Genomic DNA, 16,993 nt, shown 5'->3' on the forward strand with positions numbered 1-16,993 from the left:
GATTGCCCATACACACCCAATCCCCTTTCACCATGCCCGTCCTCCACACCCGCTCTTTTCCCGAACCCACCCGAAGCCAGGCTTACCTTGTGCGCCTCAGTGCTGTGGCCGCAGCGGCATTGCTTGCCAGCGGCTGCACCATCTTGCAAGAAGACAAGATCGACTACAAAAGCGCCAAGCAAGGCACCACCCTGGACGTGCCGCCTGACCTGACGCAGCTGAGCGCAGAAAGCCGGTACACCGTTCCCGGTGCGAACTCGACCACCGCCAGCGGTCAGCAAGCCACTCAAGCAGCGCCCGCCTCGGGCTCCACGGCACTCAATGCCATGGGCGATGTGCGCATAGAGCGGGCCGGCAGCCAGCGGTGGCTGGTCGTCGACCGCCCGGCTGGCCAACTCTGGAATCCAGTCTCCGAGTTCTGGAAAGAGAACGGGTTTGTGCTGGCCGTTGATCAGGAAACGATCGGCATCATGGAAACCGATTGGGCAGAGAACCGGGCAAAGATTCCGCAAGACTTCATTCGGGCAACCATCGGCAAAGTCTTTGACAGCCTTTACTCTTCGGGAGAACGCGACAAATTCCGAACCCGCCTTGAGCGCAGCAGCAACGGCGGCACCGAGATCTACATCAGCCATCGGGGCATGGAGGAGGTGTACACCACCGCTCAAAAGGACTCGACCAAATGGCAGCCGCGCGCCAGCGACTCAGAGCTTGAAACCGAGTTCCTGCGCCGCCTGATGATCAAGCTGGGCGCCTCCGCTGAAGAAGCCAAGTCGGCAGTTGCCACCGTGGCCGCCAAACCCGTCGCGCGCGTGGTCAATGAGGCCCAAGGCCCGGTGTTGGTGGTGGACGAAAGCTTCGATCTCGCCTGGCGTCGCGTTGGATTGTCATTGGACCGAACGGGCTTCACGGTTGAAGACCGCAACCGTGCGCAGGGCGTATATTTCGTGCGATTCGTGCCTGCCAACGCCTCCGACAATGAAAAGAAGGGCTTTCTGAGCGGCCTCTTCAGCAGCAAGCAGGAAACAAAGCCCGCCCAATACCAGTTCAAGGTCATGGGCTCAGGCGACACCACCAGGGTTTCTGTGCTGGATGCAAAAGGCAATGCAGCACCCCCAAGCGATGCCAAGCGCATTGTCGAGTTGCTGGCCTCCGATCTCAATTGACAGCGCGCCCCTCCCGGACCCCGCAGAAAATGATGTCAAGGGGTCGAGAGAGCATGAAAAAAGCCGCCCAGGGCGGCTTTTTTCATGCTCAAAGTGACTGGAAACAATTGTCCAGCCCCTTTGGAGCTTACTGAGCAGGCTTCACAGCATCTTTAGCAGCTGCAGCGGCAGTGTCAGCAGCTTCTTTGGCAGCGTCAGCAGCAGCGCTGGCGGCGTCTTTGGTTGCGTCAACAGCGGCAGCAGCGCCGTCTTTGGCAGCATCGGTTGCAGCGGAAGCGGCGTCGGTTGCAGCTTCGGTAGCGGCAGCAGCGCCGTCTTTGGCAGCTTCCATCGTGGCGGAAGCGCCGTCTTTGGCGGCTTCCATCGTGGCAGCAGCACCTTCTTTGGCGGCATCCATCACGGCAGCAGCAGGTGCCTCGATGGCGGCTTCTTCTTTTTTACCGCAAGCGGTCATGGCGATGGCGGCGAGCAAGCTAACGAGCAAGAGAGATTTTTTCATGGTGGTATTCCAATAGATAAGTACAAAAAGCAGGGTGATTCTTGAGTCAATTCAAAAAAAAACCCGAATCCAAGATTCGAGCCTGATTGACTCAGTCAGACAACCGTTTTTTACCCGGCTACCAGACTGGATTCCAATGATAGCGAGAAAAAATCAACCGGATTTACCCTTATCAACTTTTTCTTTTTCACACAATAAAGTGTTGTAATTCCGCACTTTAGAAACCTATAGTTCACAAACCCAAGGTGCTCGCAGGAAACGCCTGGGCGCCTTGCTGCCAACAGGCGTCCAGCCGTTCCCGCAATTCGATGCGCCGCTTGGGGTCGTTGGTGGCGACGCCACGGGCGTGAACCAGATCCAGCCGCTCAAGTGTCCATTCACCTGACCAGATTGCGCTAGGCAGGGCCTCGGCAGCTGCCCCCTGACACGCGCGGGCTTGCACCAAGTGGTCCCAGGTCACTCGCCACTGCACCAACCGAGGCGCTCGCGCCTGGAGAAAGCGAAAATCGCGCGCCAAGAAATGCAATTGGCGCCCTTTGCTCGCCCACTTTTGCAGCGCATCCACGACGGCACGCTCACCCAAAGGCCAGTCAGCAAAATCTGGATCACTCAAAACAACCAGCTTCCATCTTTCATTCGCAGCCGTCTCGAGCGCCTGACGAATGAGATCGCCAAAAAAATTGCGCCCCTCCCAGGCCCCCGTGAACAGCGGTTTGACATCGGGTTGCGTTGAAGACATGGTTAAACCTCCGTTGTGATCCCTATGGTGGCCTGTTTCAGACCTCTTCGCTGGCATGCAGCCACCCTGCTTCAAACCAGTCCTGCAGCAATGCCTGGGCCCCCGTGCTCGCCTGCATAACCGATCGGGCATTCAGCGAACGCTGGTCAGCCAGCCGTTGCATCAGTTTCGCATCGGCACCTCCGGCACGGAAGCTCTCGCCATTGATGAACAGGTGGCGTGGGTCATACATCATGCGCGTTCGGCGATCGAGCACCACCGCTCCTGGTCGCCAGTCCGAGACCGCTTCTTCGAACCAGACCTTGGGTTTGGGCTCGGTCATCACTTCTCCCAGCGCACAGGCAAGCGACTGGCGCTCCTGCAGCAAACGCTCCAATCCTTGCAGGGCGAACGCTTCCAATGCCGGCGGCATGGCAGCCGGATTGGCCGTGGCTGCCTGTCGGGGGTCGCGGTACAGCGTGGTGTCTTCGAACTCGTCGGCCACGCGCTGCAACAACTCCCCGGCCAAACCACCACGCTGCGGAACCCGAAAGCCCACAGAGTAGGTCATACAGTCGTCCCCTACCGCGACACCGTCATGCGCCCAACGTGGAGGCAGGTAGAGCATGTCTCCAGGGTTGAGCAGGTGCTCTTCCTCCGGCTCAAAGTTGCTGAGAATTTTCAGCGGAACCCCGGGTTCCAGTGAGAGGTCTTTCTGTCGACCAATGCGCCAGCGTCGCTGACCGCTGGCTTGCAGCAGGAACACATCGTAGCTGTCGAAATGTGGGCCAACGCCGCCACCATCGCTGGCCCAGGAAATCATCAGATCGTCCAGCCGCGCATCAGGAACAAAGCGGAACCGCTTGAGCAGTTCATGGGCTGCATCCAGGTGCAAATCCACGCCTTGCACCAACAATGTCCATCGCTTTTGCTTCAAAGGGGGCAAGGAAGTGCGCGGCACAGGGCCATGCTTCAACGTCCAGCCTTTGGGCTTGTGAACAATGACCCGCGATTCCACCGACTCGTCAGCCGCAAGAGAAAACAGCGCTTGCCGATTCACAAACGGTTGAAAGCCGGGAAATGCACCGCGAATCAGGAGCGGTTTTTTCTGCCAATGGCGCCGCATAAACTGGGCGGTCGTCAAGCCGCCCAGCATCGTTTGCGGAACATCGGGCGATATGGTCGATGCAGGCCTGGCGGATCTGGAGGCAGGCGAAGGTTGTTCTGGATGAGGATGTGTCATGGGACAATTGTCGGATGAAAATCACTGAACAATGTGTGGTCGCACTGACCTGGTCACTGAAAGACACCCTGGGCGAAGAACTGGATACGCTGGATGAACCGATTGAGTTCCTCGTTGGCGGCACCGATTTGCTCAAAAAAATCGAAGAAGCGCTGCAAGGTCACGAGCCAGGCGAAAAGATTGACCTGCAGATCGAGCCCCAGGATGCCTTTGGCGACTATGACGACCGCCTGCTCTTTCTGGAACCTCGCCACCTGTTTCCCAAGGAACTCGAAGAGGGCATGGGTTTCGAGGGCCTGCCCGAAGGGTGCAATGCGGCAGCCCCCAAAGACCGCTTGTTTTTCGTCAGCGATATCTACCCGGACCATGTGGTCATGGACGCGAACCACCCGCTCGCGGGCATCGCCTTGCGAATCCAGCTACACGTGCACAGTGTGAGAGAGGCCGATGTGAGCGAAATCGGTCTAGGCAGCCTGGGCACAGGTTTTTTCAACATGCAGATCAACCCGGATGGAGACCCATTGCCCGGGGAACAGGCGCCCGAACGCCCTACCCTCCATTGAAAAAAGCCGGCATTGGCTCGAAAGTCCTTGCCGCCAGCTGTCAACTCCGGCCAGTAGAACCGTAACCGCCTGCGCCGCGCTCGCTTGCCCCAGCGAACTCGTTGACAACGTTGAAGTGGGCCTGAACCACTGGCACGATCACCATCTGGGCAATGCGCTCCATGGGTTCGATGGTGAACGGCACGTCGCTGCGGTTCCAGGCACTCACCATGAGTTGTCCCTGGTAGTCGCTGTCGATCAATCCCACCAGATTGCCCAGCACGATACCGTGCTTGTGCCCCAAGCCTGAGCGCGGCAACAGCATGGCCGCGAAGCCCGGGTCAGCCAAATGAATGGCCAACCCGGTAGGCACCAGCTGCCATCCGTTGGGTTCGAGCGTCAGCGGCGAGTCAATGCAGGCCCGTAAATCAAGTCCAGCACTGCCCTGGGTTGCATACGCTGGCAACTGGTCCGCCATGCGGGCATCCAATACCTTCACGTCAATTTTCATCACTCTTCGTCCGGTTGAAGTCACGTTGGGTATGCACGCCTGCCGTCTTCCAACGGCAGGTGCAAATGCATCACCACTTCACAGGATCGCTGGGGTCGGTCGCGCCCTCGGCTGGCGTGGTCGAGTCAGTACCTGGCCAGGCATCTGCCCCGTAATCCGACGTCGGAATGTTCATCAATTCCTCGACCCTCTCTTCAGAGAGCTTCTTCACTTTGGTGATGTTCCCGGAGACCAGCCCTGGGTTCATCACAATGACCGCGATCATGATGACCTGAAGGAAGATGAAGGCGATCGAACCTGAATAGATCTGAGATGTGGTCACTGCGGGAATGCGCTTGCCAGTGACCACGTCGTCGTAATCTACCCTGGGCGCCACGCTGCGCAAATAGAACAAGGCAAAGCCGAAGGGAGGCGTCAGGAAAGAGGTCTGCAAGTTCATGGCCAGGATGATGCCGAACCAGATCAGGTCAATACCCAGTTTTTCGGCCACAGGCGCCAACATCGGAATCACGATGAACGCGATCTCGAAGAAGTCAATGAACATACCCAGAATGAACACCAGAATGTTCACCAGGATCAGGAAACCCATCTGTCCGCCAGGCAATCCCTTGAACAGGTGCTCGACCCAGATATGGCCGTCGGCCGCGTTGAACGTAAAGCTGAACACGGTGGCGCCCACCAGAATGAACAGCACAAAAATGGACAACTGCGTGGTGCTTTCCAAGGCACCACTGAGCACCTTGAAGGAAAGGCGACCGCGGAACGCAGACATGATCAGCGCCCCCACTGCGCCCATGGCGCCCCCTTCGGTGGGCGTGGCAATACCCAGGAAGATCGTGCCCAGCACCAGGAAGATGAGAATCAATGGCGGGATCAGCACAAAAGTGACCTGCTCCGTCAAGCGGGAGATCAGACCCAGCTTGAAGACCCGGTTCAGGATGGCCAGGAACAGCGCCAGGAAAGTGGCCACAGTGGTCGACATGATGAAAGTCTCATCACCCGGCGCAGGCGTCTCGCGGCCCAGGAAGGGGTTCATGATGCTTTCATGCACCCCGGACCAGAAATAACCAGCCACGGCACACAGAACAAACAAACCCAACAACGACCTGTGGCCGCTGCTGCCGTTCGGCTGAACATAGATACGCGCTTCTGCAGGCAAAGCCGGTACCCACTTGGGACGTACGATGGCAACGACCATGATGAACAAGATATACAAACCCACCAGCATCAGGCCGGGAAGCAGAGCGCCCTGGTACATATCGCCCACAGAGCGACCCAACTGGTCGGCCAGTACGATCAGCACCAGCGAAGGAGGCAGGGCCTGGGCCAAAGTGCCAGAGGCCGTGATCGTGCCCGTGGCGATGGTTCGGTTGTAGCCGTAGCGCAGCATGATGGGCAGGGAAATCAGGCCCATGGAGATCACCGCTGCAGCCACAACGCCGGTGGTGGCTGCCAGCAAAGCGCCCACAAGAATCACAGCCACAGCCAGGCCGCCGCGGACCGGGCCAAACACCTGAGCCACCGTTTCCAGCAGCTCTTCGGCCATTCGGCTGCGTTCAAGAATGATGCCCATCAGCGTGAAAAAGGGAATCGCCAGCAGCGTTTCATTGGACATGATGCCAATCACACGCAACGGCAGCGCTTGAAACAAAACCTCGGGAAACAGGCCGATCTCAATGCCCAAGAGACCGAACGCCAGGCCAGTCGCGGCCAGGGAAAATGCAACTGGGAAGCCCAGCATCAGAAAACACAACAGACCGGCAAACAGCACCGGTACAAAATTGACTTGGAGAAATTCGATCATGATCTGGGTCCGGGCTTATTCGACAGCTTCGTGTGAGTGATCGTGGGCAAGCACGTCAGGACCATCACCAAAAATAAAATGCAGGCGCTTGAGCAGTTCAGACAGACCTTGCAAAGCCAGCAACGAGAAGCCCGCAGGGAGCATGGCGTACACCGGCCACCGGATCAGACCGCCCGGGTTGAATGACATCTCACCCGTTTCGTATGCCTGTACCAGCAATGGCCAGGTCAGCGTGAACATCATGTAGCAAAGTGGCAGCAGAAAAATGAGGATGCCACCGACATCGATCCAGTTGCGCGTGCGCGCCGAAAACTTGTTGGACAAAAAATCAATGCGCACATGCGCATTGCGCAGGAATGCATAACCTGAGCCCAGGGTGAACACCGCTGCAAAAAAATACCATTGAATTTCGAGCAAGGCATTGGTGCCTTGTCCAAAGAATTTGCGCATGAGGGCGTTGCCAGCGCTGATCAGCACTGTGGCCAGGATCAGCCAGGTAGCGCCCTTGCCCACCCATTCATTGAGCGCATCGATAAAGCGCGAGATTACAAGCAACTGTTTCATCAAGATACCTTGGCGTTACCGGGAAAACTTCATCTTCAGTGGCCATTTTTTGAAAAGCCACCGACGTCAAGGGGATCACCCCATTCATCAAAAAAGCGATTGAAAAACCCCGCCGAGGCGGGGTTTTTCCCACATAGAAGTGGATTACAGCTTGGCTTGCTGCATGTAGCGGTCAAAGGTGCCTTCGGTCAGGCGGAACCACTGGTTGGCATCGCGACGGAAACCGGACCAGTCAGCGTAGATCTTTTTCCAGGCAGGGTTCTTCTGGTTGAGTTCTTCGTAGCTGCGCTCGGCTTCTTTGAATGCGGCATCCATCACGTCTTTCGGCAACTGGCGCAGCTTCGTGCCCGCCGCCACAAGCGCTTTCAGCGCGCCCGGGTTGAGTGCATCGTATTTGGCCTGCATGTCGAGGTGGGCATAGGCTGCTGCGGCCTTGACGATGGCCTTGTTTTCAGGCGACAGCTTGGCAAAGGCATCCTTGTTGATGAACACGTCCAGCTCTGGACCACCTTCCCACCAGCCTGGGAAGTAGTAGTAAGGCGCCACTTTGTTGAAGCCCAGCTTGGCATCATCGTATGGGCCGACCCATTCGCAAGCATCGATCGTGCCTTTTTCCAGCGCCTGGTAGATCTCGCCGCCAGGAATGTTCTGTGGCTGGGCGCCAATGCCTTTCAAGATCTGGCCGCCGAAGCCACCGATGCGCATTTTCAGACCTTGAATGTCTTTCATGCTCTTGATTTCCTTGCGGTACCAGCCACCCATCTGGGCGCCCGTGTTGCCGCAAGGGAAATTGACCATGTTGTAGTCGTTGTAGAACTCGGCCATCAGCTTGCCACCGTTGCCGTGCATCATCCAGGCGGAACGCTGACGGCTGTTCATGCCAAACGGAATTGCACAACCCAGGGCAAAAGCTTCGTTCTTGCCGAAGAAGTAATAAGGCGCGGTGTGGGCACACTCAACGGTTCCTTGCTGAACGCCGTCGACGACGCCAAAAGCGGGCATCAACTCGCCACCAGCATGCACGGAGATTTCAAACTTGCCGCCGGACATTTGCTTGACCATATCGGCAAAGACTTCGGCTCCACCAAAAATGGTGTCCAGGGATTTGGGGAAACTCGAGGCCAGGCGCCAGCGAATGGCTGCTTGAGCGTGAACAGCGGGTGCGACACCTGCGGCCAACACGCCAGCGATACCGGCATGCTTGATGATGGAACGACGATCCATAGTGAAAACTCCAATTCAATGATTCTTACTGGGTTTGTCCGACCTGTTGGAAGGACAACAGAATGCGCTTTTGGCTTGCACATTGTAAGGAAGGAGTACCCCCACTTTTCACGGGTTTTCCCTCGGAACGTCATACTTTCGGCGCTTTCTTCATCGCCAAAGCACGCATTGCAGGCGCTGCGGAAATTTCTTCACGCAAACGCTGAAAAGTGTTCAGCAGGCAGTGTCCACCCAACGCGACACAGCCAACACCAACCGCCCTTCATCTGACAAACAAATACGGCCGGTCGCATCGTCCAGGCGGAGAGAACACTGGGCCAGCGCGCCCTTTCCCGACAACCGCCGTCAAGCGGCAGCCGCACGCTCAGGAGCAGGAGTGATCAACCCGGCAAACCTGGCTCGAACCGCGGCATCAATGCCCTTTGCATCCAGTCCCACCATGGCCAGCAACTTGGCTGGGTCGCCGTGTTCAATGAACTCGTCAGGCAGGCCCAGTACCAGAACCGGAAGGGTCAAGCCTTCGGCCTGAAGCGCCTCCAGCACCGCACTGCCGGCTCCGCCCATGGTGCACCCTTCCTCCACCGTCACCAGCGCCTGGTGAGAGGCTGCCAAGGTACGCAACAGCTCAAGGTCCAGGGGTTTGGCCCAGCGCATATTGGCCACCGTTGCACCCAGCGATTCGCCCACCTCCAGTGCCGGATACAAAAGGGATCCAAATGCCAGAATGGCCACGCCCTGCCCCTCGAGCCGCACCTCGCCCTTGCCGAATGGCAAACCATCGAGCGAAGTTGGCACCTCGGTGCCCACGCCTGCACCACGCGGATAGCGCACGGTCACCGGGTGGTTTTGCGCATGCGCGGTGGACAGCAACTGGCGGCATTCCGCTTCATCGGCCGGACAGGCCATCGACATATTGGGAATGCACCGCACAAAGGCAATGTCGTAGGCGCCGGCATGGGTTGCGCCATCGGCGCCGACCAGCCCTGCGCGGTCGAGCGCAAATACCATGGGCAGTTTTTGCAGCGCCACATCGTGAATCAACTGGTCGTAACCGCGCTGCAAAAAGGTGGAGTAAATGGCCACCACGGGCTTGAGCCCCTCGCAAGCCAGACCGGCCGCGAATGTCACGGCATGTTGCTCGGCAATGCCAACATCAAAATAGCGCCCGGGGAAACGTCGTTCGAACTCCACCATGCCCGAGCCCTCGCGCATGGCTGGCGTGATACCCACCAGCTTGGGGTCAGCCGCAGCCATGTCGCACAACCACTGGCCAAAGACCTGTGTAAACGTGGTTTTGGGCTTGTTGGCTGGCTTGACCAGACCCACCGCAGGATCGAACTTGCCAGGGCCGTGATAGGCCACCGGATCGGCTTCTGCCAACTTGTAGCCCTGGCCCTTTTTGGTGACCACATGCAGAAACTGCGGACCGCTGTCCGAGTCGAGCAGGCTCCGTATATTTTCAAGCGTCGGGATCAATGAATCGAGGTCATGGCCATCGATCGGGCCGATGTAGTTGAAGCCAAACTTCTCAAACAAAGTTGCTGGAACCACCATGCCTTTGGCATGCTCCTCCAAGCGCTTGGCCAACTCAAACAATGGGGGCGCACCCTTTAAAACCTGTTTGCCCACATTCTTGGCCGCCGAATAGAACTGACCACTCATGAGCTGCGCCAGGTAACGGTTCAGCGCGCCCACCGGGGGCGAGATCGACATGTCGTTGTCGTTCAACACCACCAACAGCCGCCCGTCTGCAATGCCTGCGTTGTTCAGCGCCTCGAAAGCCATCCCGGCGGTCATGGCACCGTCGCCAATAATGGCCACGCTGCGGCGGTCTTCGCCTTTGATCTTGGACGCCAGCGCCATGCCCAGAGCCGCCGAAATACTGGTGGACGAATGGGCGGTGCCGAAGGTGTCGTATTCGCTTTCCTCACGCCGAGGAAAGCCACTGATGCCGCCCAGTTGGCGCAGCGTTTTCATGCCATCGCGGCGACCGGTCAGAATTTTGTGGGGATAGGTTTGGTGGCCCACATCCCATACCAGGCGGTCCTGGGGCGTGTTGAACACATAGTGCAGCGCCACCGTCAGTTCCACGGTGCCCAGATTGGAGCTCAAATGACCACCGGTGCTCGACACACTGTCGATCACAAAACGGCGCAGCTCATCCGCCAGCGGGTGCAGTTGCGACCGCGAAAGGCGCCGCAGATCATCAGGCGAATTGATGGAAGCCAAAAGTTGGGTCATGGTCTCGTCTTGTTTTTCGGGTTCAACGGGCGCTCAGCTCGCGCGGCGACCTACCCAGTCAGCCAGCGCATGCAGGTTCTCAGTCTGTGCCAGACCACTCTGACGCAAAGCCTGATGGGCCTGCGCCAGCAATTCATCCGCACAGGACTGGGCTGAAGCCAGGCCCATGAGAGAAACGAAGGTCGGTTTGTCACTGGCGGCATCTTTGCCTGCGGTCTTGCCCAGCGTAGCTGAATCGGTGGTGACATCGAGAATGTCATCGACCACTTGAAAGGCCAGGCCCAATACGCCGCCATATTCACGCAAACTGCGGAGCGCCTGGGCATCACACTCACCGGTGGCCGCACCCATCATGACGCTGGCTTGCAGCAACGCACCCGTTTTGCACCGGTGCATGTTCTCCAGCCCGGCGCGGTCCAGCGCCGTACCCACGCTGGCCAGATCAATGGCCTGCCCACCAGCCATACCGGCAGCACCCGCAGCACAGGCCAACTGACGACACAGTTGCGCTGACATGGCGGGCACCACCGAGCCATCCTCGGGGACCAGAAGCTCAAAAGCCAGCGCCTGCAAAGCGTCTCCTGCGAGCAAGGCTTGGGCCTCTCCAAAGGCCACGTGTACCGTGGGTTTTCCACGGCGCAGCACATCGTTGTCCATGCAAGGCATGTCATCGTGAACCAGAGAGTAGGCGTGAATCAGTTCCAGGGCACAGGCGGCGCGCATCGCCGCTTCCGGGGCACCCTCAACCGCCTCGCTCACGGCCAACGTCAACAGGGGACGCAAGCGTTTACCACCATCCAGCACCGCATACCGCATCGCTTCGCCCAAACCTGCGGGCGCGTCCGCAGACACCCAGGCACTCAACGCCTGCTCAACGCGCTCTTGTTGCGCGCAACGCCAGGCTGCTGAGACGCTTTCCTCGGCCAGAACGCCGCTCACGCCCCGCTCCAGGGCTTGAGCTCACCACCCTCAAGCTGTTGAATCTGGTTCTCAACAGCCGCCAGTCTCTGGCGGCAAAACGCCAGCAACTCAGCGCCGCGCTGATACCGGGACAACAACTGGTCCAGGGGCAGCTGGCCCGCATCAATCTGAGCAACGAGTTGCTCCAGCTCCTCGAGCGCGGCTTCATAGCTGGCAGGCGGCTTGGCGGCAGCTGAGCGAGGGGTCTTGGGGGCGGCGGGCGTTGAAGTCATGCGGGCTAGGACGATCGGTGGAGTGTGCTCGGATCAAACCCCTCCTGGCCATCCAGCTGAATTAGAGCAAGCAACACCCAACCGGGTGCGACAAAACGTCACATTTTATCCCGTCCCTTCGTAACCATGGGTACGGTGCGATCGAGCCATCCGGCCACCGCCTGCAAATGGGTATCCCCTCGCGGGGTACAATTCACCCCCCTTTTTCATCCACTGACGGGACACCCGCCCCCGGAGGGACACACTACTCCGCCCATCCCGCGCAAATTGATTTTTCGACCCGCGCTTACCTGCCCCTTCATAGGGGGAGCCTTCAGGTCAGGACCTTCATGTCTGATTTAAGTCTTCAATTTCAGCAGGCCAGAAGCCAACTCCCGGTTTCCAGCTATTTTGATCAAGCGCTGTTCCAGCGCGAATTGGAAACCATCTTCCAGCAAGGGCCCCGCTATGTGGGGCACCAACTTGCCGTCCCCAACCCTGGTGACTACCACGCGCTGCCGCAAGAGGCGGGCGGGCGGGCGCTCGTGCATACCGGGCAGGGAATCGAACTCGTCTCCAACGTGTGCCGCCACCGCCAAGCGGTGATGCTCAAAGGGCGAGGCAATCTGGGTGAGACCAAGGCGGGCAGCGCCGGTGGCAACATTGTCTGCCCGTTGCACCGCTGGACTTACAGCGGCGGCCAAGGCAACGACAGCAAAGCCGGCAACCTGCTGGGTGCGCCCCATTTCTCGCACGACCCTTGTCTTGACCTCAACAACTACAAGTTGCGCGAGTGGAACGGCCTGCTGTTCGAAGACAACGGCCGTGACATCGCCGCCGACCTGGCCCATATGGGTCCGCGCAGCCAATTGAATTTCGACGGCATGGTGCTCGACCATGTGGAACTGCACACCTGCAACTACAACTGGAAGACCTTCATCGAGGTCTACCTGGAGGACTACCACGTAGGCCCCTTCCACCCGGGGCTGGGCAATTTCGTGACCTGCGAAGACTTGCGCTGGGAGTTCAAACCCGAATACTCGGTACAGACCGTTGGCGCGAAAAACCTGCTTGGCAAGGCCGGCAGCCCGACCTATGAACGCTGGCACAAGGCGCTCATGGATTTCCGCAACGGCAAAGCACCGGAACACGGGGCCATCTGGCTCACCTACTATCCCCACATCATGGTGGAGTGGTACCCCCACGTGTTGACCGTTTCCACGCTACATCCCGTGAGCCCGACCGAAACACTGAACATGGTGGAGTTCTACTATCCAGAAGAAATCGCGGCCTTCGAGCGCGAATTCGTGGAAGCACAACGCGCTGCCTATATGGAAACCTGCATCGAGGACGACGAAATTGCCGAACGCATGGACGCTGGCCGAAAAGCCTTGCTTGCACGCGGCGACAACGAAGTCGGCCCCTACCAGAGTCCCATGGAAGACGGCATGCAGCATTTCCATGAGTGGTATGTGGACAAGCTCCCCCCTGCGCCGCCTTCGGCGTCCCCCCCCCAAGGGGGCAACGCGGGTCGACCGGCGTAGCCGGACCGACGGCGTTCTGGGTTTTAGGCACGTACTCCGGATGGATTCCCGCCACTCGTGCTCGTGTTGCGTGAAGCGCGCAAGCTTTCTTCGAAGCACTGCGCTTGAGATCTTTGATCAATTCGACCCACTCCCTGGAGCAACAGTGCACCTTTCCAGGGTTACCGTGAAACGGGCTTTGCCCGGCCGCCAGTGGCGCCCCCTTGAAGGGGTGACGCCGAAGGCCGCGCAGGGGAGTGCTTCCTGATGCAAGCCTTGTGGATGGTTCTCGGCGCCTTCTTGTTCGCGACGATGGGTGTGTGCATCAAGTACGCCTCCGACGACTTCAACAGTTTTGAAATCGTCTTCTACCGCGGGCTGGTGGGCGTGATTTTCCTGATCGGCCTGACCCGTGCACGGGGCGTCTCGTTGCGCACCACTGTGCCGATGATGCATCTGTGGCGCAGTGTGGTGGGTGTGACTGCGCTGTCCTCCTGGTTTTATTCGATTGGCAAGCTGCCGCTGGCCACGGCCATGACACTGAACTACATGAGCAGCGTCTGGATCGCGGCTTTTTTGCTCGGCGGTGCCGTGATTCTGCAAAACCGGCAAACACCCATTCGCCAGCAGGCCCCGCTGTTTGTCGCAGTTATCAGTGGGTTCATCGGTGTTGCGCTGATGCTGCGCCCAAGCTTCACTCCCGACCAGATGGCAGGCGCCTTGGCAGGTCTGGTTTCTGGCATTTTTTCAGCCTTTGCCTACCTGCAGGTTGCGGCACTATCAAGGGCGGGAGAACCCGAAAGCCGCACCGTTTTCTACTTCTCATGCGGCGCTGTGCTCGTGGGGGCTCTGGGCATGGGCGTGGTTGGCGTCAACGCGTGGCAATGGCCAAGTGCCGCGTGGCTGTTCCCCATTGGCATGATGGCCGTGCTTGGACAACTGTGCATGACACGCGCCTATGCCAGTGGGCACACCCTGGTCGTCGCCAACTTGCAGTATTCAGGCATCGTGTTTGCAGGCATCTACAGCCTGACCATCTTTGGCGACCAGTTGCCCTTCATCGGCTGGGCCGGCATGGGTTTGATCATCGTGAGCGGAATCACTGCCACCATCCTGCGCGAGCGGGCCGTACCCAACGCACCCGCAGAAGTGCATTGAATCGCCTTGGGGCCTGAGGCCGGGCACGACGCTTTTCAACAAGGCGCATTGGAGGTAAGGTTCTTTGCTTCTCGTCAAGGGAGTCCCCCAGTCGCGCACCCAAAATGCACCTCTGAAACACGCCCGCCAGATCCGACTCCGCACTCCGCATGCCGCCGAGTGCGTGGCTGACTGTCCTGATCTGGCTCAAGTGGCCCTGAGCGTTGCCGATACATCAGTGTGCCCACGCGTTCTTTCATTCGTGCAACATCGCTGCAAGCCAAACCTTCATCAACATCGACATGTCCAAAAACAGTCCCGACCTTCCAGCAGCAGTGGGCTTGAGCGAGTCGGACTATGCGTTGGCGACGCTCAGGAAAATCACGGTTCTTCTGGGCATCGCTTCAACACTGTTGATACCCGTGGTGGCCTTCACAACAACCAACCCAGCCGAGATGTGGATCAGTCCATTCATCGCCGCGCTGAGCGGGTTGACGCTGCTGCTGATTCGGACCAACAACGCCCGTTATTTGACCCATGGCGTGATTTTTGTGGTTCTGATCGTGGGCACGCTGGGGGTGATCGCCAGTGGGTCCGTGCGCAGCTCGGTGGTGTTCATGTTCATTGGTGGCGTCGCAGCCGCCGGCTCGTTCCTGGGGCGCAGAGCGCTGATGGCCGCCACTGGTTACAGCGTGGTCGCCTTGGCCGCACTCAACTGGGCTGAAGTTGCGGGCTATATCCACAAGGCCAACCCCGGCGTTGGCGTGAAAGTCTGGGCCACACAATCGATTTGTGTTGTGGTGGTCGGCCTCATGGTGTATTTCACCCGGTCCAGGGCACAGCAGGCTCACCGGTTTCAACTCAATGAGCTGCTGCGCCGCAAGGAAACCGAACATGAGCGCGATCAGGCACAGGCCAGATTTGCGCGCATATTTCGATCCAGCCCCAGTCCGATGGTGGCCCAGTCGGCCGACAACAGCCTGATCCTGGACGTCAACCCCGCTTTCGAACGCTGCTTTGGCTACGCCAAACAACAGTTGGTGGGACAGTCTGATCGGCTGCTCTGGGTCGAAGACGGCCTCCGTCGCGCCTACACGCAGCGGCTGCTCAAAGAGCACCACCAGCACCAACAACCGGCCCGCGGCGTGCGTTCCGACGGTACGCAGTTTGAGGCGCTGCTGTCGAGTGAGCTCAGCGAAGAGCCCGGAGACCGGCTCATCATCACCATCGTCTCCGACGTCAGCGAAGAAAAGCGGCGGGAAGCCCAGTTGCTCGATCTGGCAACCGGCATGGCAGGCCAGACGGGCCACGCGTTCTTCACATCCCTGGTGTGCAACATGACCAAGACCATGGGTGCCGATATGCTGTTCGTTGGCGAACTGGGCAACAGCAACGACGTCATCTCTCTGGCAGGCACCCAGGACGGTGCCGCACTCGATCGCTTCACCTACTCCCTGGATGCCACCCCCTGCAACCACGCCACAAACCAGTCGGACCTCTGTATTTACCCCGACCGGGTCGATGAACTGTTTCCCGATGATCTCGCGCTGGCTGAAGGCCAGTTCAAGGCCTATGTGGGTCAGAGCCTTCGCGATGAAACCGGCCAGCCCGTGGGCATTTTGGTCGCGCTGTGGCGCCGGCCCATCACCAACCACACCGAGGTTTCGGCGCTGATGACCATCTATGGAGGTCGTGCCGCCGCCGAGTTGCTGCGTCTTCAACGCGATCGCGAAATCCAGCGCCTCAATGAAACGCTGGAACAGCGGGTGCGTGAGCGCACGGCCGAGCTTCAGACCCTCAACGCCGAGCTGGATTCCTTTGCCTACTCTGTATCCCATGATCTCAAGACACCCCTGCGCTCGATTGACGGTTTCACCGTGCTTCTGGGTGAAACGCTTCAAGGGCGCCTGAGCCCGAATGAAGAAAGCATGTTCAAGCGCATCCTCGGCGCCACTTCGCGCATGGGAGTGCTCATCGCCGATCTGCTGGCCCTGGCCCGCATCAGTCAGAGCGAGCTGCGTTGGCAATGGGTCGATCTGAGCGAACTGGCCAAAGACGTGTTTGCGACCTTGAGCACCACAAAATTCTCGGGGCGCCAGTTCGATTTGCGGGTGGCACCCAACATGCTGGCGCAATGTGACCCCCAATTGATGCGCATCGCACTGGAAAACCTGCTGGACAATGCCGCCAAATACACACGCGACCAGCCATTGGCCGTCATCGAATTCGGCCAGGAACCCTGCGAACCGGGCGCGGCAGCGGCCTTTGGCGTGAAAGACAACGGCACCGGGTTCAGCATGGCCGGCGCATCCAAGTTGTTCAAACCCTTCCAGCGTCTGCACGCTCCCGACAGCGGCTTCGAAGGAACAGGTATCGGTCTGGCGACTGTGCGGCGCATTGTGGAGCGCCACGGTGGAACGATCCGTGCCCGATCTGATACCGGGCAAGGCGCCGCCTTCACCCTGACGCTTGGCCACCCTCCTGCGCCCAGGCAAACGCTTTTTCCACCCGCCAACCCGACGTAGAAGCAACGGGTTCAAGGAGGGGAGATACCCACCGGGCCAAAAGAAAACGCCCGCACGATGCTGCTAAAAAGGGCCTCTGTCTGCTCGCCCGATCGCGTCAACGCCACACCCCGCTCCGCCGAAA

At 59.0% G+C, this 16,993-nt stretch carries 15 protein-coding genes; 5 read left to right on the forward strand and 10 right to left on the reverse strand.

From position 1 onward, the window contains the following. Positions 1–32 precede the first annotated feature (32 nt). The gene (bamC, locus tag LPB072_RS14300) at positions 33–1,166 is read left to right on the forward strand and encodes an outer membrane protein assembly factor BamC (RefSeq protein ID WP_066084541.1); all 1,134 of its coding nucleotides are present in this window, start codon (positions 33–35) and stop codon (positions 1,164–1,166) included. 127 nt (positions 1,167–1,293) lie between these two features. On the opposite strand, the gene LPB072_RS14305 is transcribed toward bamC, so the two are convergent. From LPB072_RS14305 to LPB072_RS14315, 3 genes are all read right to left on the reverse strand, one after another. Beyond that, positions 1,294–1,665: a hypothetical protein gene (locus tag LPB072_RS14305; protein ID WP_066084538.1), complete on the reverse strand. Its 372-nt coding sequence runs from the start codon at positions 1,663–1,665 to the stop codon at positions 1,294–1,296. A gap of 232 nt (positions 1,666–1,897) precedes the next feature. After that, entirely contained in the window at positions 1,898–2,404 is a 507-nt protein-coding gene (locus LPB072_RS14310; protein WP_066084535.1) for a hypothetical protein, read from the reverse strand. A gap of 37 nt (positions 2,405–2,441) precedes the next feature. Next, positions 2,442–3,563, reverse strand: coding sequence for a JmjC domain-containing protein (locus tag LPB072_RS14315; protein WP_407927810.1), 1,122 nt, complete (start codon positions 3,561–3,563; stop codon positions 2,442–2,444). 77 nt (positions 3,564–3,640) lie between these two features. Between LPB072_RS14315 and LPB072_RS14320 the strand changes: the two genes are divergently transcribed. Next, entirely contained in the window at positions 3,641–4,189 is a 549-nt protein-coding gene (locus LPB072_RS14320; protein ID WP_066084533.1) for an FKBP-type peptidyl-prolyl cis-trans isomerase, read from the forward strand. Positions 4,190–4,229: 40 nt separating this feature from the next. Here the strand turns inward: LPB072_RS14320 and dut are convergent, their stop codons facing one another. The 7 genes from dut to xseB all read right to left on the reverse strand — a co-directional run bounded on the left by dut (position 4,230) and on the right by xseB (position 11,705). Next, a complete protein-coding gene (gene dut / locus LPB072_RS14325) occupies positions 4,230–4,679 on the reverse strand; it encodes a dUTP diphosphatase (protein ID WP_066084530.1) in 450 nt (149 codons plus the stop codon). Between the two features lie 70 nt (positions 4,680–4,749). Beyond that, complete coding sequence (locus tag LPB072_RS14330) at positions 4,750–6,483, reverse strand: TRAP transporter large permease (RefSeq protein ID WP_082876674.1); 1,734 nt, start codon at positions 6,481–6,483, stop codon at positions 4,750–4,752. 15 nt (positions 6,484–6,498) lie between these two features. Further along, the gene (locus LPB072_RS14335) at positions 6,499–7,047 is read right to left on the reverse strand and encodes a TRAP transporter small permease subunit (protein ID WP_066084527.1); all 549 of its coding nucleotides are present in this window, start codon (positions 7,045–7,047) and stop codon (positions 6,499–6,501) included. Between the two features lie 144 nt (positions 7,048–7,191). Further along, positions 7,192–8,271, reverse strand: a complete 1,080-nt coding sequence (locus LPB072_RS14340; RefSeq protein WP_066084524.1) for a TRAP transporter substrate-binding protein — start codon at positions 8,269–8,271, stop codon at positions 7,192–7,194. Between the two features lie 345 nt (positions 8,272–8,616). Then, positions 8,617–10,512 (reverse strand): 1-deoxy-D-xylulose-5-phosphate synthase, encoded by a 1,896-nt coding sequence (dxs, locus tag LPB072_RS14345; RefSeq protein WP_066084522.1) that lies wholly within the window; start codon positions 10,510–10,512, stop codon positions 8,617–8,619. 33 nt (positions 10,513–10,545) lie between these two features. Continuing rightward, the gene (locus tag LPB072_RS14350; protein ID WP_231943249.1) at positions 10,546–11,451 is read right to left on the reverse strand and encodes a polyprenyl synthetase family protein; all 906 of its coding nucleotides are present in this window, start codon (positions 11,449–11,451) and stop codon (positions 10,546–10,548) included. Further along, positions 11,448–11,705 carry an exodeoxyribonuclease VII small subunit gene (gene xseB / locus LPB072_RS14355; RefSeq protein WP_066084520.1) on the reverse strand — a complete coding sequence of 86 codons (258 nt, stop codon included), beginning with the start codon at positions 11,703–11,705 and terminating at the stop codon, positions 11,448–11,450. The genes LPB072_RS14350 and xseB overlap by 4 nt, the downstream gene beginning before the upstream one ends. A gap of 329 nt (positions 11,706–12,034) precedes the next feature. Here xseB and LPB072_RS14360 point away from each other — a divergent pair, with 329 nt between their 5' ends. The 3 genes from LPB072_RS14360 (at position 12,035) to LPB072_RS14370 (ending at position 16,869) form a co-directional block, all read left to right on the forward strand. Next, positions 12,035–13,228, forward strand: coding sequence for an aromatic ring-hydroxylating oxygenase subunit alpha (locus LPB072_RS14360; protein WP_066084517.1), 1,194 nt, complete (start codon positions 12,035–12,037; stop codon positions 13,226–13,228). 246 nt (positions 13,229–13,474) lie between these two features. Then, on the forward strand, positions 13,475–14,365 hold the full coding sequence (locus LPB072_RS14365) for a DMT family transporter (RefSeq protein ID WP_066084514.1): 891 nt from the start codon (positions 13,475–13,477) through the stop codon (positions 14,363–14,365). A gap of 281 nt (positions 14,366–14,646) precedes the next feature. Beyond that, positions 14,647–16,869 (forward strand): PAS domain-containing sensor histidine kinase, encoded by a 2,223-nt coding sequence (locus tag LPB072_RS14370; RefSeq protein ID WP_066084512.1) that lies wholly within the window; start codon positions 14,647–14,649, stop codon positions 16,867–16,869. Positions 16,870–16,993 lie beyond the last annotated feature (124 nt).

This window comes from Hydrogenophaga crassostreae (genome assembly GCF_001761385.1).
Lineage (GTDB): Bacteria > Pseudomonadota > Gammaproteobacteria > Burkholderiales > Burkholderiaceae_C > Hydrogenophaga > Hydrogenophaga crassostreae.

Bases quoted from the DNA above. Each gene is read 5' to 3' on its own strand.
- bamC (WP_066084541.1), top strand. From the start codon at position 33: ATGCCCGTCCTCCACACCCGCTCTTTTCCCGAACCCACCCGAAGCCAG.
- LPB072_RS14305 (WP_066084538.1), bottom strand. From the start codon at position 1,665: ATGAAAAAATCTCTCTTGCTCGTTAGCTTGCTCGCCGCCATCGCCATG.
- LPB072_RS14310 (WP_066084535.1), bottom strand. From the start codon at position 2,404: ATGTCTTCAACGCAACCCGATGTCAAACCGCTGTTCACGGGGGCCTGG.
- LPB072_RS14320 (WP_066084533.1), top strand. From the start codon at position 3,641: ATGAAAATCACTGAACAATGTGTGGTCGCACTGACCTGGTCACTGAAA.
- dut (WP_066084530.1), bottom strand. From the start codon at position 4,679: ATGAAAATTGACGTGAAGGTATTGGATGCCCGCATGGCGGACCAGTTG.
- LPB072_RS14330 (WP_082876674.1), bottom strand. From the start codon at position 6,483: ATGATCGAATTTCTCCAAGTCAATTTTGTACCGGTGCTGTTTGCCGGT.
- LPB072_RS14335 (WP_066084527.1), bottom strand. From the start codon at position 7,047: ATGAAACAGTTGCTTGTAATCTCGCGCTTTATCGATGCGCTCAATGAA.
- LPB072_RS14340 (WP_066084524.1), bottom strand. From the start codon at position 8,271: ATGGATCGTCGTTCCATCATCAAGCATGCCGGTATCGCTGGCGTGTTG.
- dxs (WP_066084522.1), bottom strand. From the start codon at position 10,512: ATGACCCAACTTTTGGCTTCCATCAATTCGCCTGATGATCTGCGGCGC.
- xseB (WP_066084520.1), bottom strand. From the start codon at position 11,705: ATGACTTCAACGCCCGCCGCCCCCAAGACCCCTCGCTCAGCTGCCGCC.
- LPB072_RS14360 (WP_066084517.1), top strand. From the start codon at position 12,035: ATGTCTGATTTAAGTCTTCAATTTCAGCAGGCCAGAAGCCAACTCCCG.
- LPB072_RS14365 (WP_066084514.1), top strand. From the start codon at position 13,475: ATGCAAGCCTTGTGGATGGTTCTCGGCGCCTTCTTGTTCGCGACGATG.
- LPB072_RS14370 (WP_066084512.1), top strand. From the start codon at position 14,647: ATGTCCAAAAACAGTCCCGACCTTCCAGCAGCAGTGGGCTTGAGCGAG.